The organism is Microbacterium sp. NPDC091676 (assembly GCF_044756645.1).
Taxonomy (GTDB): domain Bacteria; phylum Actinomycetota; class Actinomycetes; order Actinomycetales; family Microbacteriaceae; genus Microbacterium; species Microbacterium paraoxydans_D.
This window is the reverse complement of sequence record NZ_JBIVTI010000001.1, coordinates 197,007-221,820: the sequence shown is the minus strand read 5'-3', so window position 1 is coordinate 221,820 and position 24,814 is coordinate 197,007. Positions and strand designations below refer to the sequence as shown.

General features: G+C 71.4%; 23 protein-coding genes. 11 read left to right on the top strand and 12 right to left on the bottom strand.

The features are described 5' to 3' along the window. Positions 1–69 precede the first annotated feature (69 nt). The 7 genes from ACIQID_RS01210 to ACIQID_RS01180 are packed head-to-tail and all read right to left on the bottom strand — an operon-like array spanning position 70 to position 6,942. Complete coding sequence (locus ACIQID_RS01210) at positions 70–1,596, bottom strand: serine hydrolase domain-containing protein (RefSeq protein WP_400281274.1); 1,527 nt, start codon at positions 1,594–1,596, stop codon at positions 70–72. Then, on the bottom strand, positions 1,593–2,306 hold the full coding sequence (locus ACIQID_RS01205; RefSeq protein ID WP_400281271.1) for a type 1 glutamine amidotransferase: 714 nt from the start codon (positions 2,304–2,306) through the stop codon (positions 1,593–1,595). Before ACIQID_RS01205 ends, ACIQID_RS01210 begins: the two co-directional genes overlap by 4 nt. Continuing rightward, entirely contained in the window at positions 2,303–3,433 is a 1,131-nt protein-coding gene (locus ACIQID_RS01200) for a dipeptidase (protein ID WP_331203006.1), read from the bottom strand. Before ACIQID_RS01200 ends, ACIQID_RS01205 begins: the two co-directional genes overlap by 4 nt. Further along, positions 3,417–4,304, bottom strand: coding sequence for an aminotransferase class IV (locus ACIQID_RS01195; protein WP_400281268.1), 888 nt, complete (start codon positions 4,302–4,304; stop codon positions 3,417–3,419). The genes ACIQID_RS01200 and ACIQID_RS01195 overlap by 17 nt, the downstream gene beginning before the upstream one ends. 30 nt (positions 4,305–4,334) lie before the next feature. Beyond that, entirely contained in the window at positions 4,335–5,483 is a 1,149-nt protein-coding gene (gene menC / locus ACIQID_RS01190; protein WP_400281265.1) for an o-succinylbenzoate synthase, read from the bottom strand. Then, positions 5,480–6,169 carry an SIS domain-containing protein gene (locus ACIQID_RS01185; RefSeq protein WP_312672195.1) on the bottom strand — a complete coding sequence of 230 codons (690 nt, stop codon included), beginning with the start codon at positions 6,167–6,169 and terminating at the stop codon, positions 5,480–5,482. The genes menC and ACIQID_RS01185 overlap by 4 nt, the downstream gene beginning before the upstream one ends. After that, positions 6,166–6,942, bottom strand: coding sequence for a GNAT family N-acetyltransferase (locus ACIQID_RS01180; RefSeq protein ID WP_400281261.1), 777 nt, complete (start codon positions 6,940–6,942; stop codon positions 6,166–6,168). Before ACIQID_RS01180 ends, ACIQID_RS01185 begins: the two co-directional genes overlap by 4 nt. A gap of 93 nt (positions 6,943–7,035) precedes the next feature. On the opposite strand from ACIQID_RS01180, the gene ACIQID_RS01175 reads away from it, so the two are divergent. The 8 genes from ACIQID_RS01175 to ACIQID_RS01140 all read left to right on the top strand — a co-directional run bounded on the left by ACIQID_RS01175 (position 7,036) and on the right by ACIQID_RS01140 (position 16,579). After that, positions 7,036–8,184 (top strand): M20 family metallopeptidase, encoded by a 1,149-nt coding sequence (locus ACIQID_RS01175; protein ID WP_331203011.1) that lies wholly within the window; start codon positions 7,036–7,038, stop codon positions 8,182–8,184. A 313-nt stretch (positions 8,185–8,497) separates the two neighbouring features. Next, complete coding sequence (locus ACIQID_RS01170; protein ID WP_400281258.1) at positions 8,498–10,303, top strand: ABC transporter substrate-binding protein; 1,806 nt, start codon at positions 8,498–8,500, stop codon at positions 10,301–10,303. Between the two features lie 72 nt (positions 10,304–10,375). Next, positions 10,376–11,419 carry an ABC transporter permease gene (locus ACIQID_RS01165; protein ID WP_136050635.1) on the top strand — a complete coding sequence of 348 codons (1,044 nt, stop codon included), beginning with the start codon at positions 10,376–10,378 and terminating at the stop codon, positions 11,417–11,419. Next, the gene (locus ACIQID_RS01160; protein ID WP_082758500.1) at positions 11,416–12,330 is read left to right on the top strand and encodes an ABC transporter permease; all 915 of its coding nucleotides are present in this window, start codon (positions 11,416–11,418) and stop codon (positions 12,328–12,330) included. Before ACIQID_RS01165 ends, ACIQID_RS01160 begins: the two co-directional genes overlap by 4 nt. A gap of 1 nt (position 12,331) precedes the next feature. Next, complete coding sequence (locus ACIQID_RS01155) at positions 12,332–13,981, top strand: ATP-binding cassette domain-containing protein (protein WP_400281254.1); 1,650 nt, start codon at positions 12,332–12,334, stop codon at positions 13,979–13,981. Continuing rightward, positions 13,978–14,940: an LD-carboxypeptidase gene (locus ACIQID_RS01150; RefSeq protein WP_400281251.1), complete on the top strand. Its 963-nt coding sequence runs from the start codon at positions 13,978–13,980 to the stop codon at positions 14,938–14,940. Before ACIQID_RS01155 ends, ACIQID_RS01150 begins: the two co-directional genes overlap by 4 nt. After that, positions 14,937–15,770, top strand: coding sequence for a serine hydrolase (locus ACIQID_RS01145; RefSeq protein WP_400281248.1), 834 nt, complete (start codon positions 14,937–14,939; stop codon positions 15,768–15,770). The genes ACIQID_RS01150 and ACIQID_RS01145 overlap by 4 nt, the downstream gene beginning before the upstream one ends. Further along, positions 15,767–16,579, top strand: a complete 813-nt coding sequence (locus tag ACIQID_RS01140; RefSeq protein WP_400281245.1) for a serine hydrolase — start codon at positions 15,767–15,769, stop codon at positions 16,577–16,579. Before ACIQID_RS01145 ends, ACIQID_RS01140 begins: the two co-directional genes overlap by 4 nt. 12 nt (positions 16,580–16,591) lie before the next feature. Here the strand turns inward: ACIQID_RS01140 and ACIQID_RS01135 are convergent, their stop codons facing one another. Beyond that, complete coding sequence (locus tag ACIQID_RS01135; RefSeq protein ID WP_400281242.1) at positions 16,592–17,641, bottom strand: P1 family peptidase; 1,050 nt, start codon at positions 17,639–17,641, stop codon at positions 16,592–16,594. 157 nt (positions 17,642–17,798) lie between these two features. Between ACIQID_RS01135 and valS the strand changes: the two genes are divergently transcribed. Both valS and ACIQID_RS01125 read left to right on the top strand, forming a co-directional pair. Next, positions 17,799–20,393, top strand: coding sequence for a valine--tRNA ligase (gene valS, locus ACIQID_RS01130; RefSeq protein ID WP_400281239.1), 2,595 nt, complete (start codon positions 17,799–17,801; stop codon positions 20,391–20,393). Beyond that, positions 20,393–20,605 carry a hypothetical protein gene (locus ACIQID_RS01125; protein ID WP_400281236.1) on the top strand — a complete coding sequence of 71 codons (213 nt, stop codon included), beginning with the start codon at positions 20,393–20,395 and terminating at the stop codon, positions 20,603–20,605. Before valS ends, ACIQID_RS01125 begins: the two co-directional genes overlap by 1 nt. Before the next feature lie 83 nt (positions 20,606–20,688). Here the strand turns inward: ACIQID_RS01125 and ACIQID_RS01120 are convergent, their stop codons facing one another. Genes ACIQID_RS01120 through tdh form a run of 4 tightly spaced genes read right to left on the bottom strand, consistent with a single transcriptional unit; the run spans position 20,689 to position 23,803 of the window. Then, the gene (locus ACIQID_RS01120; RefSeq protein WP_085607812.1) at positions 20,689–20,907 is read right to left on the bottom strand and encodes a hypothetical protein; all 219 of its coding nucleotides are present in this window, start codon (positions 20,905–20,907) and stop codon (positions 20,689–20,691) included. Then, complete coding sequence (locus tag ACIQID_RS01115; protein ID WP_400281232.1) at positions 20,904–21,527, bottom strand: ArsR/SmtB family transcription factor; 624 nt, start codon at positions 21,525–21,527, stop codon at positions 20,904–20,906. Before ACIQID_RS01115 ends, ACIQID_RS01120 begins: the two co-directional genes overlap by 4 nt. A gap of 54 nt (positions 21,528–21,581) precedes the next feature. After that, positions 21,582–22,760: a glycine C-acetyltransferase gene (locus tag ACIQID_RS01110; protein ID WP_400281229.1), complete on the bottom strand. Its 1,179-nt coding sequence runs from the start codon at positions 22,758–22,760 to the stop codon at positions 21,582–21,584. Beyond that, the gene (gene tdh / locus ACIQID_RS01105) at positions 22,760–23,803 is read right to left on the bottom strand and encodes an L-threonine 3-dehydrogenase (RefSeq protein ID WP_331203021.1); all 1,044 of its coding nucleotides are present in this window, start codon (positions 23,801–23,803) and stop codon (positions 22,760–22,762) included. Before tdh ends, ACIQID_RS01110 begins: the two co-directional genes overlap by 1 nt. An 81-nt stretch (positions 23,804–23,884) precedes the next feature. Here tdh and ACIQID_RS01100 point away from each other — a divergent pair, with 81 nt between their 5' ends. Beyond that, on the top strand, positions 23,885–24,814 hold the full coding sequence (locus tag ACIQID_RS01100; RefSeq protein ID WP_400281227.1) for a LysR family transcriptional regulator: 930 nt from the start codon (positions 23,885–23,887) through the stop codon (positions 24,812–24,814).

The following is a 24,814-nucleotide window of genomic DNA, read 5'->3' as shown; positions in this document are numbered from 1 at the left end:
CGGACGGGTCGGGATGTCTCCATCCTAGGGCGGTTTTTTGGACCCGGTCGATCAGTGCCCGTCCCGGGATCAGGGGGACGGCAGGATGATCCGATGCCGCTCTGCGGCCCCGGCCCCTTCCCCCTCGACATGTGTCCGCCCTGGCGCGACGACCGCCGCGCTCACCCCCTGCACGCGAGGCTCCGGCAGCCCGACCAGCCGCATGTCGACGAGGAGGTCGCCGCGGTTCCCCGCTATCCGCCAGCGCAGCTCGGCCTCCGTCGCCGCGGCCACCACGCGATCGGGGAATGTGTCCTGTTCCGCGCGGAATCCGCCGATCTCCTGGACCTGTGCCGCCAGCCGGGCATCGCGGACGTCGGCCGGGACGTCGTCGAGCACATGGTCGGCGAGGAACGGGTATGTGGCGGCAGGCCGTCCGGAGCGGATCGCGTCGTCGAGAGCGCGCGCGGCGGCGACCGTCTCCGCCCACGGGTGCAGGACCGCGGAGGGGGCGTCCGTCCGTTCGAGCACCTGCTGGAGCGCGGCTCCCGCGATCCGCCGGGCGCCGAACTCGTCGGAGTTCCCGAAGGCCACGACGCCGACGCCGGAGGCGGCGTGCCAGCGCATGTGCGCCGAGAAGCCGGGAAGGCCGCCGGAGTGCTGCACGACCCGCCCGAACCGCCGGTCGTCTTCGACGAAGAGGCCGTAGCCGTAGCCGGCCCCCGCGAGATCGCGCCCGTCGAACATCGCCGACGGCACCGGGATGGGGGTGCGGGCCTGCTGCAGTTCCCGTCGGGACGCCGGGGCCAGCACGTCGGGCGCCAGCGGGTCGTCGGTGAAGGCCGAGCCGAGGAACCACATCCATCTCGCGATGTCGTCGACGGTGCTGAACATGCTGCCGATGCAGCCGAGCGCGCCGGACCCCACGAACGGCTCGGGGCGGAATGTGGCGCCGTCGTCGAACGTCCGGAACCCACCGGCCAGTGTCCCGGGCGCGTAGCCGTCCGCCCCGTGCGCCGTCCGGCGCAGTCCGAGGGGCTCGAGCAGGGTCTCCCGGATGACGTCCTCCACGGGCCGCCCCGTCACCGCTTCCACGACGCGGCCGAGCAGCGACTGGCCGAGGTTGGAGTACTGGTAGACGGTTCCCGGCGCGGCTGCGAGCTGCACCCCACCCGCGAAGAGCGCAGCGATCTCCGTGCGGGAAGCGCCGAGATGCCGGTCCACCCAGGCGTTGTCCTCCCCCAGACCGGACCTGTTGGAGAGGAGCAGGTCGCCGTTGACCTCCACGTCCGCACCGCGGTGCCGCAGTCGGACCTCCGGCAGATAGGTGCGGATCGGCGCGTGGAGGTCGAGCAGGCCGCGGTCTCGAAGGGAGAGCACGGTGGCGGCCAGGAAGCTCTTGGACATCGAGGCGATGCGGAAGACGGTGTCCCGCGTCGTCACGGCCTCGTCGCCGCGGGGATGCCCGTGGGTCCGTACCGCGCGGATGTTCCCCCGTTCGGCCACCGCGGCGATGGCGGCCGGGGCGGCACGACGCGCGCGCTCGCCCAGGCCGTGGCGGAGGGCCTCCGCGGCGGTCTCCTCCGTGACGAGGAGATCCGCATCCTCCCCGGTCATGCCGGGACTCCCGCGCGCACCTCGTCGGCGAAGGCCTCGATCAGCGCGCGGCTGGCCGCGGTGTTGTGATCGTGCACGCGCTCGGCGTCCGCGATGAGCGCGGGAAGAGAGCGTCCCTCCCCCCGCAGCGCCGCGTCGTCCCATCGGGCGAGGTCGGCGGCGGAGGCCTCCGGATGGAACTGGACGCCGCGCACCCGCGCTCCCAGCCGGAAGGCCTGGTTCTCGACCGCGGCGCTCGATGCCAGCAGCACCGCCGCGGGTGGGAGCCGCGTGATCATGTCCTGATGGTTCTCGATCATCGGAGCCTCGTCGCCGAACGCCGCGAACAGGGCATCCGCACGCCCGGCCGCCGTCGGGCGGATGGGGGTCGCCCCGCGCTCGATCGGTCCGGTCTTCTCCGCGACCTCGCCGCCGGCCACGTGGGCGAGCAGCTGACCGCCCAGGCAGATGCCGAGTGTGGGGAGGTCGCGGGCGATGGCCTCTGCGGCGAGCGCGCGCTCGGCGACGAGCCACGGCGCGCGGTGATCGTCGTCCGGCATGAGCCCGCCGCCCAGCATGACGAGTCCGGCGTAGCCGTCCAGGGAGGTCGGCAGCGGCTGCGCGGCTCCCACGATCTCGTCGACATCGATCGCCTTCTCCCGCAGCCAGGCGCCGAGGCGGCGCGGGCCGGAGCTCGCGGAGTTCACGATCACGAGGACGCGCGGGGTCACAGCGCCCCCTCCCGGATCGTCGTGTCGACCGCCGGCACGAGCGCGGCCGCGGCGGGCTCTCCTGCGCCGCCCGCGAGGAAGGCCTCGTGGTCGGGGTCCGACGCCTCCAGCACGCGGAGGACGTTCTCGTGCGCCGCCGCCCGGAGGTCGTCCTCCGACCAGCCGCGACGTCGCAGTTCGGCGAACAGCGCCGGGTACCCCGAAACGTCGCCGAGACCGTCCGGCATCGCATCGGAGCCGTCGTAGTCGGCACCGATCCCGACCGCATGCGCGCCGGCCACGCGACGCACGTGATCCAGGTGATCGGCGACGTCCGCGACGCCGACGCGCGGGGCCTCTCCCTCTCCCCCCGCCTCCCACCAGTCGCGACGGGCCTGCGAGACGAACGTGGGGACGAACGGCACCATCACGACGCCGCCCTGCGCGCCGATCGCGGCGAGCACGTCGTCCGGCACGTTGCGAGGGTGGTCGCACAGGGCGAAGGCGCCGGAGTGACTGACCATCACCGGGCGGGTCGTGATCTCCAGGGCGTGCCGCATGGTCGTCGGAGCGACGTGCGAGAGGTCGACGAGCACACCGATGCGGTTCATCTCGCGCACCACCTCGCGTCCGAAGTCCGTCAGACCGCCGTGGCGCGCCTCGTCGGTCGCGGAGTCCGCCCAGGCGATCGTCCGCGACCAGGTGAGCGTCAGATACCGCGCGCCGAGACGCGCGAACTGCCGCAGCACGGCCAGCGATCCGCCGAGCTGGTCGCCGCCCTCGATGCCGATGAGCGAGGCGATCCGCCCCTCGGCCATCGCCGCACGCACGTCGGCCGCCGTCCGAGCGATCGCGAAGCGCTGCGGGTGGGCGTCGACGAGCCGGTGCACGAAGTCGATCTGCTCGAGCGTGGCCACGACCTGCTCCGCCCCCTCCAGCACGGGGTCGACCCAGACCGACCAGAACTGGCCGGCGACCCCGCCCGCGACCAGTCGCGGCAGGTCGGTCTGCGTGGCCGCCACCGCCCCGGAGAGCTCCGCGACCCGGTAGCCGAGCAGGGTCCTGCTCGCCCAGGCCAGATCGTTGTGGCCGTCGATCACCCGATCGATCGGCAGGTCCGCGTCGACCATCTCAGTCCTCTCGTCCATCCAGCACCGCGTTCATCCGCGCGGTGAGTACCGGGTCCACAGCGCGCGCGACGCCGTCCAGCTCCCGCACGGGCACGGCACCCCGGGTGCTGGAGCAGAGCCAGAGGGCGTCCGCCCGCTCCAGATCGTCCCGCACCATCGGACCGACGCGGGAGGGCATCTCGGCGAGTCCCGCGAAGACGTCGGCCTGGGTCGTCCCGGGGAGCACCCCGTACTCGGGCGGTGGCGTGACCAGCGTCCCGTCGAGCAGCGCGATCAGCGTCGACCGCGGCCCCTCCAGCACGAAGCCGTCGGCGCTGACGAAGATGACATCGTCCGCACCCCGGCTCCGCGCCTCCCGCAGGGCCGCCTGGTTCACCGCGTAGGCGAGGGACTTCGCTCCCTGCAGCAGCCAGGGTGCCGTCTCCATGACGTCGTGCCGGTATCCGCGGTCGAGGACGACCGCGGCGACGCCCCGCGTACGGACGCCGGCGGGATCCTCTCCTGCGAAGCCCAGCACCCACCCCGTCGGGCCGGCCGCGTCGATCTCGTCCCCGCGGGTCATCGCGAACTTGATCGAGGCGATCTCCCCGCCCCGGAGCACTCCGGGGCGGGAGACCTCGGCGGCCGCGCGGCGCACCGCCCGTGCCCACCGCTCGTGGCCTGGCGCGGGCAGCCCCAGGAGCTGCGCCGAACGCTCCAGCCGCGCGAGGTGCGCCTCCAGCGCCTGCGGCCTGCCCCCGCGCACCACGGCGGTCTCGAACACGCCGTCGCCGCGGGTGACGCCGAGGTCGGTCGCCCGGATGATCGGCTCCCGCGGATCGACGGGGTGGATCCCGTCCTCCCCGGCCTCGGCGGCGAGATCGAGCCGGTACAGCAGCAGTGCGCGCATGGGATTCCGCTCTCGCAGGTTCGGGGCCGGTCAGCCCGCGGTCAGGACGGCCTCGGGGGCCTCGGCCGCGGAGGAGTCGAAGACACGGGACGCGTCGCGGGCGATGCGCTCGGCGAGCACCTCGTGCCCGATGCCCGGTCCGGTGGGGACCGCGACGCGACCGGCGACCGCGGTCACCGGAGGGGCGATGATGTCGGACTCGTAGTACTTGTCCGATCCCGACACATCCGACGGCAGCAGGAACCCCGGGAGCGAGGACAGCGCGACGTTCGCAGCGCGCCCGATGCCGAACTCGTGCATCCCGCCGCACCACACGGGGATGCCCGCGTCCCGCGCCACGTCGTGCGCGGCGCGGGCGACGGTGAGCCCGCCCATCCGCGACACCTTGATGTTGAGGACCCGCCCCGCTCCCAGCCGGATCATGGTCCGCAGGTCGCCGAGGTCGACGACCGACTCGTCCAGGCACACGTCCGTGTCGAGCCGCGCCTGCAGATCGGCGTGGGCCACGAGATCCCGCGGCGCGAAGGGCTGCTCGATCATGGTCAGCGCCTCGCGATCCAGGCGCGCGAACACCGCGGCCGCCCGCTCGTCATCGGCGTAGGCGCCGTTCGCGTCCACGTGGAGGTCGAGGTCGGGGTAGGCGCCGCGCACCGCACGCACCGGCTCGACATCCCATCCCGGAGCGATCTTGAGCTTGACGCGGGGGTAGCCGGCGGCGCGCTGCAGCTCCACCTGCGCGAGCAGCTCGTCGATCGACGGCTCGATGCCCAACGACACCCCCGCGACGACCTCGTCGCGCGTCCCGCCCAGGGCCGCGGCGAGCGCGACCCCCCGCCGCCGGGAGGACAGGTCCCACACCGCGCCGGAGAACCCGGCCTTCGCGAACTCGTGCCCGCGGACCCGCGCCCACGACGCCTCCAGCTCGGCCGGTTCCTCCCCCTCGGCACGGAGCAGCGCGGGCACGAGGTACCGCGTGGCGATCTCCCACGCGGTGACCGTGGTCTCCGCGCCGTAGAACGGGTCGCTCGGGGACGCGATCTCCCCCCAGCCCGTCCGGCCGTCGGCATCGGTGACCTCGACGAGCACGTGCTCGATGCCGGATTTGCGGTGCGAGCTCGTCTCGAAGCTGTGGCGCAGCGCCTGCCGCAGGGCGAACAGCCGGACGCGGACGACCCTCACGCCTCCTCCTCGGGGCGGGGGCGCGCCGTCTCGGGGCCGTAGAGACCCAGGCGGGCCACCAGCCGGTCGCGTTCGGCCAGCCGCCGACGCGCTCCCTTCGCGCTCGCCGTGGTGAGCGCGCTCAGCAGATGGCACACGGCCGCGACCGGGGTCGGCGAGTCGGCGTACGACGCCGATCCGGTGCGCACCCGGATGAGCGAGGTCGCGATCGATGCGAGCGGGGCGTCCTCGCTGTCGGTGATGACGACGAGCTGACCGCCCGCCTCATGGAAGAGCCGCCCGAGCCTGACGGTCTCCTCGCGGTAGCGCCGCAGCGAGAACGCGATGAGCACGTCGCTGGCCCGCACGTCCGTGAGCACGGTGAGCGGCTGCAGCGCGTGCCCGTCGACGAGGAACACGTTCGACAGCGTCGCCGAGAGATCCGCGTTGAGGAGCTGCGCGTACGCCGCCGCCTTGCCCTCGCCGGCCACGTACCGTCGTCGGGCGCCGAGCAGCAGCGCGGCGGCCTGCGGGACCTGCGCCGAACGGCTGAGCTCCTCGAAGGTCTGGGCGAGCGTGCGCTGCTCCGTCTCGATGATCCGCGCCTGGATGCTCTCGGCGGAGAGGTTGGTGCGGATGCGCTCGCCGTAGCGGTCCCGCGGAGAGACGAGGTCGCGATCCTCCTGGTCGTGATCGTGGTCGTTCATGCCGTGCCCTCCCCGGGTGTCGCGCGGTAGACCGCCGTGTCGTCGTCGAGGCGCGTGGCCCCGACGAGGACGTCTCCGCGGCGGAACGCCGCGGTCATCGTCCGCTCCAGATCCCGCCGGAGCACTGCGCGCGCTTCGACGTCGAGGTCGCCGGGACGGGTCGGGATCGCGATCCAGGTGCCGTCGTCCGCCGCCATGCCCCGCCCCCAGTCGTCCGGCCCGAGCACGGGTGGGACGGGAAGGGATCGCCGGGAAGGCCGGTCGGCGGCGTCCAGGTCCCACGAGACCACCAGGCGGTCGGTGTCGGGGCGGGCGTAGTAGTCCCGCTCGTAGGCGATGCCGACGGCCCCGAGAGAGCTCAGATTGAAATGGGCGTTGCGCGAGAGCAGCGGATCGAACGTCCACCGCATCGTCCGCTGCCCCCAGCGCAGGGCCACGGCACGCTGCGCCCGCTTGAGGGCCTGGCCGACGCCCCGCCCCTGATACGCGGCGTCCACGGCGGCCGCCTGCGAATAGTGGAACGAGGCGCCCGCGGTGTCGCAGCCGGCGAAACCGTACGCGAACCCGATCAGTTCCCCGTCGTCGGCGAACGCGCCGACCGCCGAACCGCCGTTGCGGGCGAGGGCGGTGAGCAGGTTGGCATTGAGGGCGTACTCGTTCTCCGTGTAGGCGAACACGCGGGCATACAACGCCGCGGCCTCACGGAACTCGGCGTACCGGGTGAGTTCGCGGCAGCCGTGGGCGACATCGGCGGCCACCGAAGAATGAGGCACGATACGTTTCCTAAGATCGAGGAGTCCTGCTGCTGTGAGCGATGCTATCGGCGGGTTGCGGGGCGATCAAGGGGCAAGATACGGTTCGTAACCGTGACGACTCCTCCGGCAGTGCGCGACGCGGACCATCCTTCCGACGACATCATCGCACTCGTGCGCGAACTCGTGCTGCTCGAGACGCCGAGCCGCGACGTCGAGGCGAGCGCCCGCATCGCCGATCTGCTGTCCGCCTGGTTCGCCGGCGTCGGCGGCACCGTCCAGCGGGTCCCGCACGAGCTCGGGACGGATCTCGTCATCGACGTCCCCGGCACCGGAGACCCGGTGCTCCTCATCGGCCACACCGATACCGTGTGGCCGGTCGGCACCCTGGCGGACGACCTGCCGTGGACCGAGGAGGACGACGTCGTGCGCGGACCGGGCTCCTACGACATGAAGGCCGGCATCGTGGTGATGCTGGAGGCCCTGCGGCACCTGCAGCCGCTGCCGCTCGCGCAGCGCCGCGCCGTGCGGATCGTGCTCGTCGCGGACGAGGAGATCGGTTCGCCCGTGTCGGGCCCCCTGCTCGAGGAACGGGCCAAGGGGGCGGCCTGCGCCATCGGGTTCGAGTCCCCGCATCCCGACGGCGCCCTCAAGGTCGGCCGCCGCGGCAGCGCCAGGGTGCGCATCGCCGTCACCGGCCGCGCGGCCCACGCCGCGCTCGACCCGGAGCACGGCGTCTCGGCGATCGACGAGCTCGTGGACCAGCTCCTCCGGGTCCGCGCGATCGTGGCCGACCCCACCCTGCCGAGCCCGGTGCTCTGCAACGTCGGCGTCATCGACGGCGGCGCCCGCACCAACGTCGTCCCCGCGCAGGCTGCAGCCGAGGTCGGCCTCCGTTTCCTCGACCCGGACTCGGAGGAGCGCGTCCTCGCCGCTCTCCACGGGCTGACCCCTGTACGCCCCGGCGCCCGCGTCGAGGTCGCCGTCCTGAGCGCCCGGCCGGCCTGGCAGGCCTCCGCGGCGGACAGCGCCCTCCTGGCACGGATCGCCGCCGCCGGTGCGGAGCTCGGCCAGCAGGTCGACGGCCGCCCCGCGGCCGGAGCCGGTGACACGAACCTCCTCGGCGGACGCGGGGTGCCGACGGTCGACGGCTTCGGTCCCCGAGGCGGTGGCGCGCATGCGGTGGACGAGCATTTCCTGCGCTCCTCTCTGCACGAGCGCATCGCGCTCCTGCGTGCCGTGCTCACCGTCACGGCGGAGTGACGATACGATTCCGGTTCCCGTGCCCGACCCGAACGGCCGGAGATACGTTCCGGATGTCTGCGACGCGTGATCGACGCCTCCGCGATCGGTTCCGGCGTGCGCATCCTGGCATCCGCGTGTTTCCGCCGTGTTACACCACCTCGACAGCCGGCGATCTTTCCCGACGTCGGCAGATTTCTTCCGCGATACGCATCGAATGTCTTGACCGCGGGGCCGTCTTCCGCTTGCATGGTCAGCACCGACCCGGCTTCACTGTGGATCCGGGCGGCGCCCGAAGGGACCTTCCATGCGTCTTGCCCCCCGCTCCAGAACCGTGCGAAGTCTGACCGCCGCCGCGATCGCCTCCGCGCTCCTCATCGCCGCTCCGGTCGGTGCCGCTCAGGCGCAGTCCGTCAGCGCCGCCACCGAATCCCCGGCGTCCGAGACCACGCTCCGGATCGCCACCTCCGGATTCGTGGACACGTTCAACCCGTTCATCTCGATCTACCTGACGCCGACGAACATCATCCGGTACGTCTACGAGTCGCTCGTGCAGAACGACGCCGAGGACGGCTCCCCCACGAAGGGCCTCGCCGACAGCTGGGAGGCGTCCGACGGCGGCCAGACGTGGACCTTCACCCTCCAGGACGACCTCGTCTGGTCGGACGGCGAGCCCATCACCTCCGCCGATGTGAAGTACACGTACGACCAGATGATGACGGTGCCCGCCCTCGGCACCGCCAACGGCAACCTCGTCTCCAACTTCGACACCGTGGAGACCCCCGACGACAAGACCGTCGTGATCACCCTGAAGACCCCGCAGGCGCCGAACCCCGGCTCGGAGATCCCGATCGTCCCGAAGCACATCTGGGAGGCGGTGGACGACCCGACGACCTTCACCAACGACGCCGACGTGGTCGGCTCCGGCCCGTTCGTCCTCGACAGCTACTCGGCCAACCAGTCCATCGTGCTGAAGGCGAACGGGAACTTCTGGCGCGGCGCCCCCAAGATCGATGCGATCCAGTACGTCTACTACACGAACTCGGACGCCCAGGTGCAGGCCCTCAAGGCGGGCGACGTCGACCTCGTCACCGGCCTCACCCCGACGCAGTTCTCGGCGCTCGAAGGCGTCGACGGCATCACCACGCACTCCGGTGAGGGCCGCCGGTACCACTCGATCAGCATCAACGTCGGCCAGCAGACGCGCGACAACGTGCCCTACGGCACCGGCAACGCCGCGCTGAAGGAGCTCGAGGTCCGCCAGGCCATCCGTCTCGGCACCGACACGGCGACCCTCCTCGACAAGGTCCTGGACGGCGAGGGCACGCTCGCGACGAGCTTCATCCCGGCGTCCTTCCCGAAGTGGCACCTCTCGGATGACGACGACGTCATCGTCGGCTTCGACCCCGAGGCCGCGCAGGCGAAGCTCGACGACGCGGGCTGGGTCCCCGGCGCCGACGGCATCCGCGAGAAGGACGGCCAGCGCCTGAGCCTGCGCCTGCTGACGGACGCGGACGACGCGAACGAGCAGTCCATCTCCGACTTCTTCGTCCCCTGGATGAAGGAGATCGGCATCGAGATCACGGTCGAGTCCACCGACTCCGACACGATCAGCGCGAAGGCCACGTCCGGCGACTACGACCTGTACTTCAGCGGCTGGTCGGTCAACCCGGACCCCGACTACCAGCTCGGCATCAACACCTGCATGAACCTGCCGACCGCGACCGACGGCACCGGCGGCACCACGCAGGACGGGTACTGCAACCCGGAGTTCGACGAGATGTACGCCGCGCAGCGCTCCGAGATCGACGCCGACAAGCGCCAGGAGATCGTGCACGACATGCTCGCGCTGAACTACACGGACACCGCGCAGGTCGCCACCTGGTACGCGAACTCGCTGGAGGCCTACCGCTCCGACCGCTTCACCGGCTTCACCCTGCAGCCGAAGGACGGCGGCATCATCGCCAACCAGGCCGGCTACTGGGGCTACCTCACCGTCGAGCCCGTCGAGGGGGCGACCGCCGGCGGCACCGGCACGAACACCGGGCTCCTCATCGGAGGCGTCGTCGTGGGGGTGGTCCTCATCGGAGGGCTCATCTTCTTCCTGATCCGTCGCCGCAACATCGCCGACGTCGAATGAGTCCGGCGAGACGCCGCGGGTGGCGGGCCTCCGCCCCCGCGGCGTCTCCCGGTCCGCTGTAAGGAGACCCCCATGTCCAACGCGGTTCCCCCGTCCACCTCCGCCATCGCGACGAGCGCCGCGGCCGAGGAGCAGCCGAAGGGCGTCGGCGCCCTCCGCTACTTCCTGGTCAAGCTCGGCGGCGCGGCCATCAGCCTGGCGATGGTGATCCTCCTCGGATTCTTCGCCTTCAAGATCCTGCCGGGCGATCCGGTCGCCTCGATCGCCCGCGAGCGCGGGATGAGCGCCGAGCAGGCCGACCAGCTGCGCGAGCAGCTCGGTCTGAACAAGCCGCTGTGGCAACAGTTCATCGACTACCTCGGCAACGTGTTCACCCTGAACTTCGGCACGAGCTACGTCTATCGCACGTCGGTGTCCGAGCTCATCGGCCAGTACTTCTGGAACACGATCCTCCTCACCGGCACGGCGGCGATCATCGCGATCGCCCTCGGGCTCTGGCTCGGGCAGAAGGCGGCCTGGAAGCACGGCTCCACCTTCGACCGCGTCGTCTCCGGCACGTCGCTCGTGTTCTGGTCGGTGCCGACCTTCTGGCTGGCGCTGCTGCTCCTGATGATCTTCGGCGGCACGCTGCACTGGTTCCCGACCGGAGGCATGGTCTCCCCCAACCCGCCCACCGATCCGGTCGGCGCGGTCCTGGACGTGATCTCGCACATGGTGCTCCCGGTGATCACGATGGTCGCGGTCGTGTACGCGCAGTACCTCATGGTGATGCGCAGCTCGCTCCTCGAGGAGATGGGCGCCGACTACCTCACCACCGCGCGGGCCAAGGGCCTGCGGGAGGACCTCGTCCGGCGTCGGCACGCCGTCCCCAACGCCCTGCTGCCGACCGTCACCCTCGTCTTCATGCACATCGGCGGCCTCATCGCCGGGGCCGTCACGGTGGAGACGGTGTTCTCCTGGCCCGGGCTCGGGAAGCTGACCTTCGAGGCCATCTCCGGCCCCGACCTCCCGCTCCTGCAGGGCACCTTCGTGGTGTTCTCCACGATCATCATCGCGATGAACCTCATCGCGGACCTCATCTACCGTCAGCTCGACCCGAGGGTGAGGCGCGCATGACCACGGCATCCCCGACCATCCGTTCGCCCCGTGCCCTGGCGTGGCATCGCCGCGGCACCGCCTTCGTCGACTTCTGCCGGCAGTTCGCCCAGCACCGGGCGGGCATGGTGGGCCTCGTCTTCCTCGTGATCGTGGCGCTCATCGCGATCTTCGCCCCCGTGATCGCCCCCGCCAGCATGCTCGACGTCACGAAGCTCGTCGACGTGCAGCGCTTCGCCCCGCCGTCCTGGGAGCATCCCCTCGGCACCGACCATCAGGGTCGCGAGATCTGGGTCCGCATGGTGTGGGGCGCCCGGGTGTCCCTGCTCGTCGGCCTCGCCGCCACCGCGATGTCGATGATCATCGGCACCCTCGTCGGCCTCTCGGCGGGCCACTTCACCGGCTTCTTCGGCGGGCTGATGATGCGCATCATCGACTTCTTCCTCGTGCTGCCGTCGCTGATCCTCGCGATCGTGCTGTCGTCGGTGCTGAGCCGCGGCGTCTGGACGATCATCATCGCGATCGGCCTGACCTCGTGGGCCGGCACCGCCCGCGTCGTCCGGGCGCAGACCCTCTCCGTGGAGTCGCGCGACTACATCGAACGCTCGCGGGCCCTCGGCGCCGGGCACTGGCACATCATCATGAAGCACCTCCTCCCCGGGGTGCTGCCGCTCGTGCTCGCCAACACGACGCTGACGGTCGGCTCGGCGATCATCTCCGAATCCACCCTGGCGTTCCTCGGCCTCGGCGACACCACACTGCAGTCCTGGGGCTCGATCCTGAAGAACGCGATGGACGTCTCCGCGGCGACCAGCGGCTACTGGTGGTACGTGCTCGTGCCCGGCATCGCCATCGTCCTCGTCGTGCTGTCGTTCACCCTCATGGGTCGCGCCGTCGAGAACATCACCAACCCGACGCTGAGGAGCCGCTGAGATGCCCGACCTGATCTTCGACGACGTCTCCATCACGTACCGCACCTCGGGGCGGTCGGGCCGCGACGAGGTGGCGGCCGTGCGCAACGTCTCGCTCACCCTCCCCGCCGGGCAGACCCTCGGCATCGCCGGCGAATCCGGCTCCGGCAAGTCCACGCTCGCCATGAGCGTGCTCCGGCTCCTGCCGCGCAACGCCCGGCTCAGCGGCCGCGTGCTGCTGGGCGACGAGGACGTCGCCACGTTGTCCTTCGGGCAGCTCCGCGCCGTGCGCTGGGCGCAGACGTCCATCGTGTTCCAGGGCGCGATGCACTCGCTCAACCCGGTCCGCACCGTCGGCTGGCAGCTCCTGGAGGCGCTGGAGCTGCACGCCTCCGACCGGTGGAAGGGCGAGAAGGCGCGCAAGGAACGGGTCAGGGAGCTGCTCGACGTCGTCGACCTGCCGCAGCAGAAGAGCGAGTCGTATCCGCACGAGCTCTCCGGCGGCCAGAAGCAGCGCGTGATGATCGCGATGGCCCTCGCGTGCGATCCGGAGGTCATCATCGCGGACGAGCCCACCACCGCGCTCGACGTGATCGTGCAGAAGCAGATCCTCGACATGATCTCGCGTCTCGTGGCGGAGCGCGGCATCTCGATGCTCATGATCAGCCACGACCTCTCGGTGCTCGCCACGGCGTGCGACCGGATCGCCATCATGCGCGACGGGGAGCTGGTCGAGGTCGGCGAGAGCTACGCGGTCTGCACGACCCCGCAGGAGGCGTACACGCGACAGCTCGCCGACGCCTTCCCCACGATCGGCGATCCGGCGTCCCGGATGGCCCCGGTGACCCGGCACGGCCGCGATGCGGACGAGGTGCCGGAGATCACCCACGGCGACGAGGTGCTGCTGGAGGCGCGCGGAGTCAACGTCACCTACCGCTCCGGCGGGCGCCCCGTGCATGCGGTCCGCGACGTCGACCTCTCCGTGCGCACAGGCGAGATCGTGGCGCTCGTCGGTCAGTCCGGCTCCGGCAAGTCGACCCTCGCCCGCGCACTCATGGGCCTGCAGCCTGCCGACCCCGGGTCGCAGATCCTCTTCGACGGCGCACCGATCCCGTCGAAAGGACGCGACCTCGCGCGGTTCCGCTCGCAGGTGCAGCTCGTGCTGCAGGATCCGTGGGCGGCTCTGAACCCGAAGCACAGCGTGTACGAGTCCGTCGCCGAGGGGCTGCGTGTGCAGCGCTTCGGCGGTGATGAACGCGAGCGTGTGGCGCAGAGCCTCGCCGACGCGGAGCTCACCCCGCCGGAGCGCTACTTCGGCGCCATCCCGCAGGAGCTCAGCGGCGGGCAGCGACAGCGCGTCGTCATCGCCGGTGCGCTCGCCGTGCAGCCGCAGATGCTCATCGCCGATGAACCCGTCGCCTCGCTCGACGCGTCCGTGCGCGGAGAGATCCTCGGACTCCTGCTGGAGCTGCGTCGCCGCCTCGGGCTCTCCGCCCTCGTCATCACGCACGACCTCGGCCTGGCCTGGAACATCGCCCACACGGTCGCGGTGATGTATCACGGACAGATCGTCGAGCACGGACCCACCGAAGAGGTGCTGTTGAACCCGCAGCACGAGTACACCCGGCACCTGCTGTCCGCGGCGCCGCGCATCGAGGAGAAGACGGCATGAGCGTCCTGACGGAGGCGGCGGTGTCGCCGTATCTCGACACGGCTCCCCTGCAACCCGGCGACACGGTGGCGATCGTCTCGCCGTCCGGCCCCGGCAACGAGGAGAACACCCAGCGCGCCGTCGGCTACTACGAGTCCTGGGGCTTGAAGGTCCGGGTGGGCGCGCACGTCCTCACGCCGCACCCGCGCGCGTCCTACCTCGCGGGGCCGGACGACCTCCGCCGCGCCGACCTCGTCGACGCCTGGCTCGATCCCGAGGTGGACGCCGTCGTCACGGCACGCGGCGGCTACGGTGCCCTGCGCCTGCTCGACGGCATCGACTGGGCCGACATGCGCCGCGGGGCGCTGCGCCGGGACGGGCGACCGAAGCTCCTCACGGGCTCGTCCGATGTGACCGCCCTGCACGAGACGTGGCGCGCGCACCTCGACGTCGCGACGCTCTTCTGCCCGATGGCGGGGAACAACGTCTTCCGCGATTCGGAGCAGGTGCGCGACGACGTGCAGCGCTGGCTCTTCGAACCCTGGCGCGGGCGGGAGCTCATCGGCCCGAAGACCGAGATCATGACGCCGGGCCGCGCCGAAGGGCGCTTCACGGGCGGCAACCTCAGCCTGCTCGCCGCCGGACTCGGCGCCCCGGAGGCGGACGTCCCCTCCCCCGGCATCCTGTTCCTGGAGGACATCACCGAGGAGCCGTACCGCCTCGACAGCTTCGTCACGCAGCTCCGGCGCGCGGGCCGTCTCGCCCAGGCGACGGGCATCGTGCTCGGCTCCTGGCACGAGTGCGGCGACCTCGACCTCGTCCACGCGCTCATGCGGGACGAGTTCCAGGACGCCGGGGTCCCCGTGCTGTGGGAGCAGGGCTTCGGCCACGACCCGCACGCCCTGACCATCCCGCTCGGTGTCGATGGAGTGCTGGACGCGACCGCCGACGAGCCCCGCCTCACGGTGGGACGGCCATGATCGCTCTTCCGCCGCTCGACCCCCGTGTCACCTGGTCGATCCGGCTCGTCGACGCCGGCAGCGGGGAGACCCTGGCCGAGCACGAGCCGCACACGCAGTGCGAGACCGCGAGCATCGGCAAGATCTTCCTGCTCCTCGAGGTCGCTCGACGGCTGGAGGCGGGCACGCTCGCCGAGGACGACCGGATCGAGATCCCGGACGAGCACCGCGTCGAGGACTCCGGGCTGCTGTACCGCATGCACGATCAGCGCATCACGGTCCACGATGCGGCGCTCCTCGTCGGGGCGGTGAGCGACAACCTCGCCACGAACGCCCTGATCCACCTCTGCGGTCTGGAGGAGGTGCGGGCCGTCGCTCCGGCACTCGGATACCGCGACACCGCCCTCCACGACTACATCCGCAACGAGCGCACCCCCGACCTGCCCTGGACGCCGTCGTTCGGCACCGCGGCGGAACTGTCCGACGTGATGCGCCGGCTCGGAGCCGGCGAGGCGTTCTCCCCCGCGGTGAGCGCACGGGTGCTGGACTGGCTCGCCGCCGACACCGACACGTCGATGACCGCAGACGCCTTCCTCCTCGACCCCCTCGCCCACGTCGAGGCCGAGTATCAGGGCATGGTGCTGCGCCACAAGACCGGCAGCGTGAGCTTCGCCCGCGTCGACGTCGGGCTGCTGCGGGGCCCGAGGGCCGCCGTCGCGTATGCGGTGGCGGCGAACTGGAAGGACTCCGCGGCCGATCTCCGCGCGCCCGTGCTCGACGGCATGCGCGCCGTCGGCGAGCTCATCCGCGCGCACGTCACCGGGCGCGCACGAGACGAGGAGGACGCATGAGCGCGATCGACGTGGAGCTCCCCGACGAGAACGGCACGGTGTGGTCGATCCTCGTCCAGGACATCGACTCCGGCGAGGTGCTGCTGCGCCATGACCCGGAGACGGTGCAGGACACGGCGAGCGTCGGCAAGATCTTCCTCCTGCACCGCCTGCTCGCCGAGGTGGACGCCGGCACGCGGACTCTCGACGAGCGCGTGATCCGACGGCCGGTCGAGGCCATCGAGGACTCCGGGCTCTGGTATCTGCTGCAGGCGTCCGAGCTGTCGCTGTACGACGTGGCCGCGCTCATCGGCGCGGTGAGCGACAACGCCGCGACCAACACGCTGGGCCGCGTCATCGGCATCCCGACCGTGCAGGAGCACACCCGCGCGCTCGGCTACACCGCCTCCGCCCTCGACGACATCGTGCGGTGGCCGATCCCGCCCGGGGCCCCGAAGACGCTGTCGCACGCGAACGCCGCGGAGCTCGTGCTCTTCATGTCGCGCCTGGCCGACGGCACCGATCTCTCCCCCGCCTCGGCCGACACGCTGCGCCGCTGGCTGGGCGCGGGCATGGATCTGTCGATGGTCGCGTCGGCCTTCGACCTCGACCCGCTCGCGCACTGGGGCTTCGATCGCGGCGTGTGGCTGCTGAACAAGACCGGCACGATCTCCCGCGTCCGCGCCGACACCGGGATCGTCATGTCCCCCACCCGCCGGATCGCGTACGCCGTCCTGGCGAACTGGGACCGGGGCGCCGACGGGCGCGGCCCGGTGCTGACCGCCATGCGCCGCATCGGCGAGGGCATCCACGCCGCGCTCGCCGACTGAGACCGCCGCGACTCAGACGACCCCGGCGCGAGCCAGGCGTTCCCGCACCCGGTCGATCGGCACCGCGTGCGCCGTCCGCCCCTCGGGGCCCACGGTGGTCTCCGCGGCGAGCACCGAGTTGACCAGGGCCTCCTCGACCGCGTCCATCGTCGCGGCGAAGAGCGGCGAGAGCTCGTCGTCCGCCGCCGGACCGCCGTCCGCCTGGTCGTGCACCGAGAAGGCGATCGCGTAGTCGCCGCTGCCCTGCGCGTAGTCGGCGCCGACACCGCGCATCGCGAACACGGCCCGGTTGGCCACGCGGCCGAGCTGCCGCCCGTCGACGGGGGCGTCCGTCGCGACGACGATCATGCAGGAATTGCCGACGGGCTGTGCCGGAGCATCGGCGAGGAGCTCCTCCGCGGGCAACGGGACGCCGGCGATCCGCAGCGTGCCGCTGAAGTTCGTCTGCACGAGGACGCCGACCGTGGCCGTCCGCCCCGCGACCTCGACCAGCCGCGATGCCGTGCCGATGCCGCCCTTGTACCCGAGGGCGACGGTCCCGGCACCGGCGCCCACGCCTCCCTCCGCGACCGCCCCCGGAGCGGCCGCAGCCAGGGCCGCCGCCACCTGCTCCTCCCCCACGGCGCGGCGACGGATGTCGGAGAGGAATCCGTCGTTCGTCTCGCCCACCACCGGGTTCAACGTGGTCGTCCGTGCGTGCGCCGGCGTCGCCAGCAGGTGCCCGAGCAGCGCATCCGCGACGCGGAACACGGACAGCGTCGAGGTCAGCAGGATCGGCGTCTCCAGCGCCCCGAGCTCGCGGAGCTGCGTGGCACCGACGAGTTTGCCGTAGCCGTTGCCGACGGAGAGGTTCGCGGGAAGGCTGCGGCGCTCGGCGGTGAGGGCGTCGGGGACGATCGCCGTCACGCCCGTGTGCAGACCGTCGCCGTGCAGCGTGGCGTGCCCCACCCGCACACCGGGGACGTCGGTGATCGCGTTCTCCGTGCCGCGCGGGAAAGCTCCGGGCGGCACACCGAGGTCGGCGAGACGGGGACGGGAGGACGAGGACGACGGCGGTGTCATGCTCCGATCCTTCCAGCGCCGGAGGGGCCGGCCGCAGCGCCGCGCCGGACGCTCCCCCGGGTCGAGCGCCCCGCCCGTGCGCTCGGTAGACTGGGCGGCACCACCCACACTCAGGCACGCTCACACAGTGCCGCATACATCGCTCGAGGAGACCTCCATGTCCGCCATTCCCGACAAGCCCGCACTCGAAGGTCTCGAAGCGAAGTGGGACGCCGCCTGGGCGGAGCAGGGCACGTACCTGTTCGACCGCCTGCGCGCCGCCGAGCTCGGCCGTGAGGGCGTCTACTCGATCGACACCCCGCCGCCCACCGCCTCCGGCAGCCTCCACATCGGTCACGTGTTCTCCTACACGCACACCGACGTCAAGGCCCGATACGAGCGCATGCGCGGCAAGACCGTGTTCTACCCGATGGGCTGGGACGACAACGGCCTTCCCACCGAGCGCCGCGTGCAGAACTACTACGGCGTGCGCTGCGACCCCTCGCTCCCCTACGACGCCGACTTCACCCCTCCCTTCGAGGGCGGCGACAACAAGTCGAGCCGGGCTGCCGACCAGCAGCCGATCAGCCGTCGCAACTTCATCGAGCTGTGCGAGCGCCTCACGATCGAGGACGAGAAGCAGTTCGAGGCGCTGTTCCGTCAGCTCGGGCTGAGCGTGGACTGGACGCAGACCTACCGCACCATCTCCGACGACACGATCCGGCAGAGCCAGCTCGCCTTCCTCCGCAACATCGAGCGCGGCGAGGCGTACCAGGCCCTCGCGCCGACCCTGTGGGACATCGACTTCCGCTCCGCGATCGCGCAGGCCGAGCTCGAGGACCGCGACCAGCAGGCCGCGTACCACACGATCGAGTTCCCCTTCGCGGACGGATCCGGCTCCATCGCGATCGACACCACGCGTCCGGAGCTCCTCCCCGCGTGCATCGCGATCGTGACCCACCCCGAGGGGCCGCACAAGCACCTCATCGGCACCAAGGTGCGCACGCCCTACTTCGGCGCCGAGATCGAGATCCACGGCCACCACCTCGCCCAGCCCGACAAGGGCACCGGCGCCGCGATGGTCTGCACCTTCGGCGATGTGACCGACATCATCTGGTGGCGCGAGCTGCGCACCACCGCCGGCGAGTCCCTGCCGAACATGACGACGATCGGTCTCGACGGCCGCTTCCTCGCCGAGGCCCCGTCGATCGTGGCCGACGCCGACGCGCGCGCCTGGTACGCGGAGAACGTGGCAGGGAAGACCGTCTTCAGCGCCCGCAAGGCGATCGTGGAGAAGCTGCAGGAGACCGGCGACATGACCGCCGTCGGCAAGCCCTTCCAGCACGCCGTGAAGTTCTTCGAGAAGGGCGACCGCCCGCTCGAGATCGTCTCGACCCGGCAGTGGTACATCCGCAACGGCGCCCGCGACGGCGAGCTGCGCGATCAGCTCCTCGCGCACGGCACCGAGCTGGCCTGGCACCCCGACTTCATGCGGGTCCGCTACGAGAACTGGGTCGGCGGCCTCACCGGCGACTGGCTCGTGTCCCGGCAGCGGTTCTTCGGCGTGCCGATCCCGCTCTGGTATGCGCTGGACGAGAACGGCGAGCGCGACTACGACCGCGTGCTCACCCCGGATGCGGCCGCGCTGCCCATCGACCCGACCACGGATGTGCCGGCCGGCTACACCGAGGCCCAGCGCGGGGTTCCTGGCGGGTTCGACGCCGAAGCCGACATCCTCGACACGTGGGCGACCTCGTCGCTGACCCCGCAGCTCGCGGGCGGCTGGCAGCGCGACGAGGAGCTGTGGCAGCTCACCGCTCCGTTCGACCTGCGCCCGCAGGGACAGGACATCATCCGCACCTGGCTCTTCTCGACCATGCTGCGCTCCACGCTCGAAGACGGCCGCGCCCCGTGGAAGAACGCCGCCATCTCCGGCTTCATCGTCGACCCCGACCGCAAGAAGATGTCGAAGTCGAAGGGCAACGTCGTCACCCCGGCCGACGTGCTCGACACCCACGGCTCTGACGCGGTGCGGTACTGGGCGGCCTCGAGCCGACTCGGCATGGACGCGGCCTTCGACCCGCAGAACCCGACCCAGGTGAAGATCGGCCGACGTCTCGCGATCAAGGTGCTCAACGCCGCCAAGTTCGTGCTGTCGTTCCCGGTGCCCGCGGGCGCTCAGGTGACGCATGCGCTCGACGCGTCGATGCTCACGGCACTCGATGGCGCGGTGGCCGAGGCGACCGCGGCCTTCGACCGGTACGACGCGGCCCGGGCGCTGGAGCTGACCGAGGCGTTCTTCTGGACGTTCTGCGACGACTACCTGGAGCTCGTGAAGGAGCGCGCCTACAACCAGAACGACGTGGGCCAGGCCTCGGCCGCCCTCGCACTGCGTCTGGCGCTGTCCACGCTGCTCCGCCTGCTCGCCCCGGTGCTCTCCTTCGCCACGGAGGAGGCCTGGTCGTGGTTCGAGGAGGGCTCCGTGCACACCGCAGCGTGGCCCGAGAAGCTCGGCATCGAGGGCGACCCGGCCGTGCTGGCTGCCGCGAGCGAGGCGCTCATCGGCATCCGGCGCGCGAAGACCGAGGCGAAGGCATCGCAGAAGACCCCGGTCTCCCGTGCCGCCATCGCCGCTCCCGCCGCGAAGGTCGAGGCCCTGCGCGCGGCGGCGGACGACCTCCGCGCGGTCGGCCGCATCGCCGAGCTCGAGATCACCGAGGCGGAGGAGTTCGCGGTCACCGCGATCGAGCTCGCCCCGGTCGAGGCCTCCTGATGCAGCTCGGCACGCGCTGGGCGGCGGGTGCGCAGCCGCCCGCGTCGGTCCCCGAGGCGCTGCGTCCCGCGATCGCCGAGGTCGAGTCCCAGGGCCTCACCGGCCACTGGACCCTCACCTGGCTCGAGGGCCGCGCGATCGCCGAGCTCGACGCCGGCTGGGAGGTCCTGCAGACCCCCTCCGGCGAGGTCATCGCCCGCCCCTTCACCTGATCCCGAGACCCCGCTTCATCGCCGAGACCCCCTCCTTCCCGCGCGGGAAGGAGGGGGTCTCGGCGCGTACCCGGGGTCTCGGGTCAGCGGCGCGGGGCTCCGAGCTGCGCGAGGAGATGATCCACGGCGTGCGGGTCGTGGCGGCGGGCCTGCTGTTCACGGAGGAGGTCGAGGGCGAGGGTCCGCCGCTGTGCGCGCCGCTCGATGCGGTGCTCGATCATGGCGGTGACCCGGTCGGCGAGGCGCAGCAGGCCGCGCTCCGTACGCGTGGGGCTGACGAGGTGCAGGGTCGCGGCGGTCATGATGCCTCCGTCGTCTCGCCCGCACCGGCGGTGGTCGCCCGCGGCGATGTCGGCAGGTCGAACAGCTCGGCCCGCACGGAGACCCGCCGGATGTCAGGCCCGGTCTGGCCACGATAGCGTTCGATGGCCTTCTCGATGAGATCTTCCATCTCCTGCCGCAGCGCCATGGCCTGCGCCGGCGTGACGTCGAGGTGGGTCGTGATGGTGATGCCCACGTCGCGCCAGCCCTCGGGGACCTCCGACTCCGGGCGGTTGAGGTACTGCATCAGCGTCTCGTGCCGGAGTCGGAAGAACTCCGACGTCACGATCTGCGCCGCGGCGCGGTTGGCCGGCGACATCTGCTCGTCCGGTCCCGGCACGTCGATGCGACCCTTCGGACGCTCCCACCATCGCTCCCGTGCCGTGCCCCGGCCCTCCACCTCGCGGATGAGGTCGTGGGCCGCGAGGGCGCGGAGGTGGTAGCTGGTGGATCCCGACGTCTCTCCCACGAGGGCCGCGAGAGAGCTGGCCGTCTGAGGACCGCGAGAGGCGAGCAGGTCGAAGATCTTGACCCGCAGCGGATGGGCGAGCGCCTTGAGCGCCCCCGCATCCAGCGTCCGTACCTGCGTCTCGTTCGTCATGAATGCAAAGATACGCTTGCAAACAACTCTTTGCAAGTATTTCTTTGCATCCGGTCAGCTCACAGTGTCCCGCGCCGCGACGAAGGCCGCCACGCAGCGCTCCACCTGGTCCGGGGTGTGCGCGGCGGAGAGCTGCACCCGGATGCGCGCCTTGCCCCGCGGCACGACCGGGAAGCTGAATGCGGTCACGTACACACCCTGCTCCTGCATCGCCGCGGCGATCCGTGCGGTGAGGGCCGCATCACCGAACATGACCGGGACGATCGGATGCGCGCCCGGAAGCAGGTCGAAGCCCTCCTCCGCCATCCGGGCGCGGAACAGGGCCGCGTTGTCCCGCAGCTGCGCCCGGAGGTCGGCGGATCCCTCGACCAGGTCGAGCGCGGTCAGCGTGCCGGCCACGATGGCCGGAGCGAGGGTGTTCGAGAACAGGTACGGACGGGAGCGCTGACGCAACAGCGCGACGATCTCCGCGTGGGAGGCGACGTACCCGCCGGAGGCGCCACCCAGCGCCTTGCCGAACGTGCCCGTGTAGATGTCGACGCGATCCGCGACGCCGCACAGCTCCGGCGTTCCGCGCCCGTTCTCGCCGACGAAGCCGACCGCATGCGAGTCGTCCACGAAGACGAGGGCGTCGTACCGCTCCGCGAGGTCGCAGATCTCGGCCAGCGGGGCGATGTAGCCGTCCATCGAGAAGACACCGTCGGTCACGATCACGCGGAACCGGGCATCGGCGGCCGCCCGCAGCTGCTCCTCCAGGTCCGCCATGTCGCGATTGCGGTAGCGGAGCCGGCGCGCCTTGGACAGCCGGATCCCGTCGATGATGGACGCGTGGTTCAACTCGTCCGAGATGATCGCGTCCTCCGCGGAGAACAGCGTCTCGAACACCCCGCCGTTCGCGTCGAAGCACGAGGAGTAGAGGATCGCCTCGTCGGTGCCGAGGAAGTCCGCGAGCCGACGCTCGAGTTCGAGGTGCTGCTCCTGCGTGCCGCAGATGAAGCGGACGCTCGCGAGTCCGTACCCCCACTCGTCCAGCGCCGTGCGGGCCGCAGCGAGGATCCGGGGGTCGTCGGCGAGACCGAGGTAGTTGTTGGCGCAGAAGTTGAGCACCTCGACGCCGTCGGCCGTGATCTCGGCGCGCTGCGGTCCGCGGATGCCGCGCTCGTGCTTGGTGAGGCCGGCCTCCTCGATCCCCGCCAGCTCCTGCGTCACATGGTCTTTGAAGGTGGCGTACATCACAGCTCCGTCCAGTCGAGGATGATCTTGCCCGTGCCGGCGGACTCCGCCGCCGCGAATCCGCGCTCCCAGTCGCGCGCCGGCACGACCTCGGCGATCACCCGGCCGATCGCCTCGCGCAGTGTCGCACTCGTCTGCAGCATCGCCCCCATGGCGTTCCAGGTCTCGAACATCTCGCGGCCGTAGATGCCGGTGACGGTGAGCATGTGCGTGACGAGCTTGCCCCAGTCGATGTCGAACCCGGTCGACGGCAGCCCGAGCATGGCGATCCGTCCGCCGTGGTTCATGTTGTCGATCATCGCCGGGAGCGCCGATGCCGCGCCGCTCATCTCGAAGCCGATGTCGAACCCCTCGCGCATGCCGAGCGCGCGCTGCGCGTCGCGGATCTCCTGACGGGAGACGTCGACGACCTCGTCGGCTCCCATCCCTCGTGCCATCTCCAGCCGCGGAGCGCTCACATCGGTCCCCACGATGAAGCGGGCACCGGCATGGCGGGCGACGGCGATGGCCATCAGGCCGATCGGACCGCAGCCGGTGACGAGCACGTCCTCGCCGACGAGCGGGAAGCGCAGCGCGGTGTGCACCGCGTTGCCGAGCGGGTCGAAGATCGCGCCCAGCTCCGGGGTGACGTCGGCCTGATGGACCCACACGTTCGTCGCCGGCAGCGCGAGGTACTCGGCGAAGGCGCCGTCACGCTGCAGCCCGAGCCCGATCGTGCGGATGCACATCTGCCGCCGTCCGGCGCGACAGTTCCGGCAGGTGCCGCAGACGATGTGCCCCTCGCCGGACACGCGGTCGCCGACAGCGATGTCGTGGACGAGCGGTCCGACCTCGACGACCTCGCCGTAGAACTCGTGTCCGGGGATGAGGGGCGCGGCGATCGCGGAGGCCGCCCAGTCGTCCCATCGCCGGATGTGCAGATCGGTTCCGCAGATACCGGTGCGGAGGACGCGGATCACGACCTCATCCGGACCCCCGATGGGGTCGGGACGCTCGACGAGCGCGAGACCGGCGCCGGCGTCCTGTGTGAACAGAGCCTTCATGATCCGATCTCATCGCATCCGTTGCTGTAGAACAATCGGCGCCTTCTGCACCTTTCCTGTAGCTGTGGCTAAACTCTGTCCGTGGAACTCCATCAGCTCCAGATCCTGCGCGAGCTCGGAGCGCTCGGCAGCTTGACGGCGGTCGCCGATGCGCTCCGGGTCACCCCCTCGGCCGTCTCGCAGCAGCTCGCCGCGCTGCAGCGTTCCTTCCCCGCTCCGCTCACCCGCCGTCAGGGCCGCACGCTCGTGCTGACCTCCGCCGGCGAGGTGCTCGCGGCGGCCGGGGCCGAGGCCATCGATGCCGTGGCCGCCGCGCGGCACGCCCTGGACGACTTCGAGGGCGCCGCGACGGGAGAGGTGAGCGTCAGCGGCTTCCACAGCGTCGGTCAGGCGCTCTTCGGCCCGCTCGTGCGGGAGCTGTCCGGGAAGGAGCACGCCCCGACCGTGCGTCTCACGGACGAGGATGTCGCGCAGAGCGAGTTCCCCGGGCTCACCGCGCGGTACGACCTCGTCCTCGCCCATCGGATGGAGCACTCCGCACCGTGGCCGACCGAGGGCGTCCGCGCCGTGGGTCTCGTCCGCGAGCCGCTGGACGTCGCGGTCGCCGCCGCACACCCGCTCGCCGGTCGCCGCACCCTCTCGCCGGCCGAGGTCGCCGACGAGCGCTGGGTGACGAGCAGAGTGGGCTACTCCCCCGACGACGTGCTCCGGGCCGTCGCCGCCGTCGCCTGCCGTCCGGTCGAGGTCCGCCACCGCATCAACGACTACGGCGCGGTGGCGGCAGTGGTCGCCGCCGGCGGTGTCCTGGGGATGCTCCCCCGGTTCACCTCGCGCAGCGTCGACGATCGCGACATCGTCCGCATCCCCCTGCGCGGCGTGAGCACGCACCGCATGATCGACGTCCTCGCGCGCCCGGAGAACCTCCGACGCCGCTCGGCCCGTGTCGTCGTCGACGCCCTGCGCGAGGTGATGACCCGTCTGAGCGCGGAGCGTTCCGACGGCGGTGGCTAG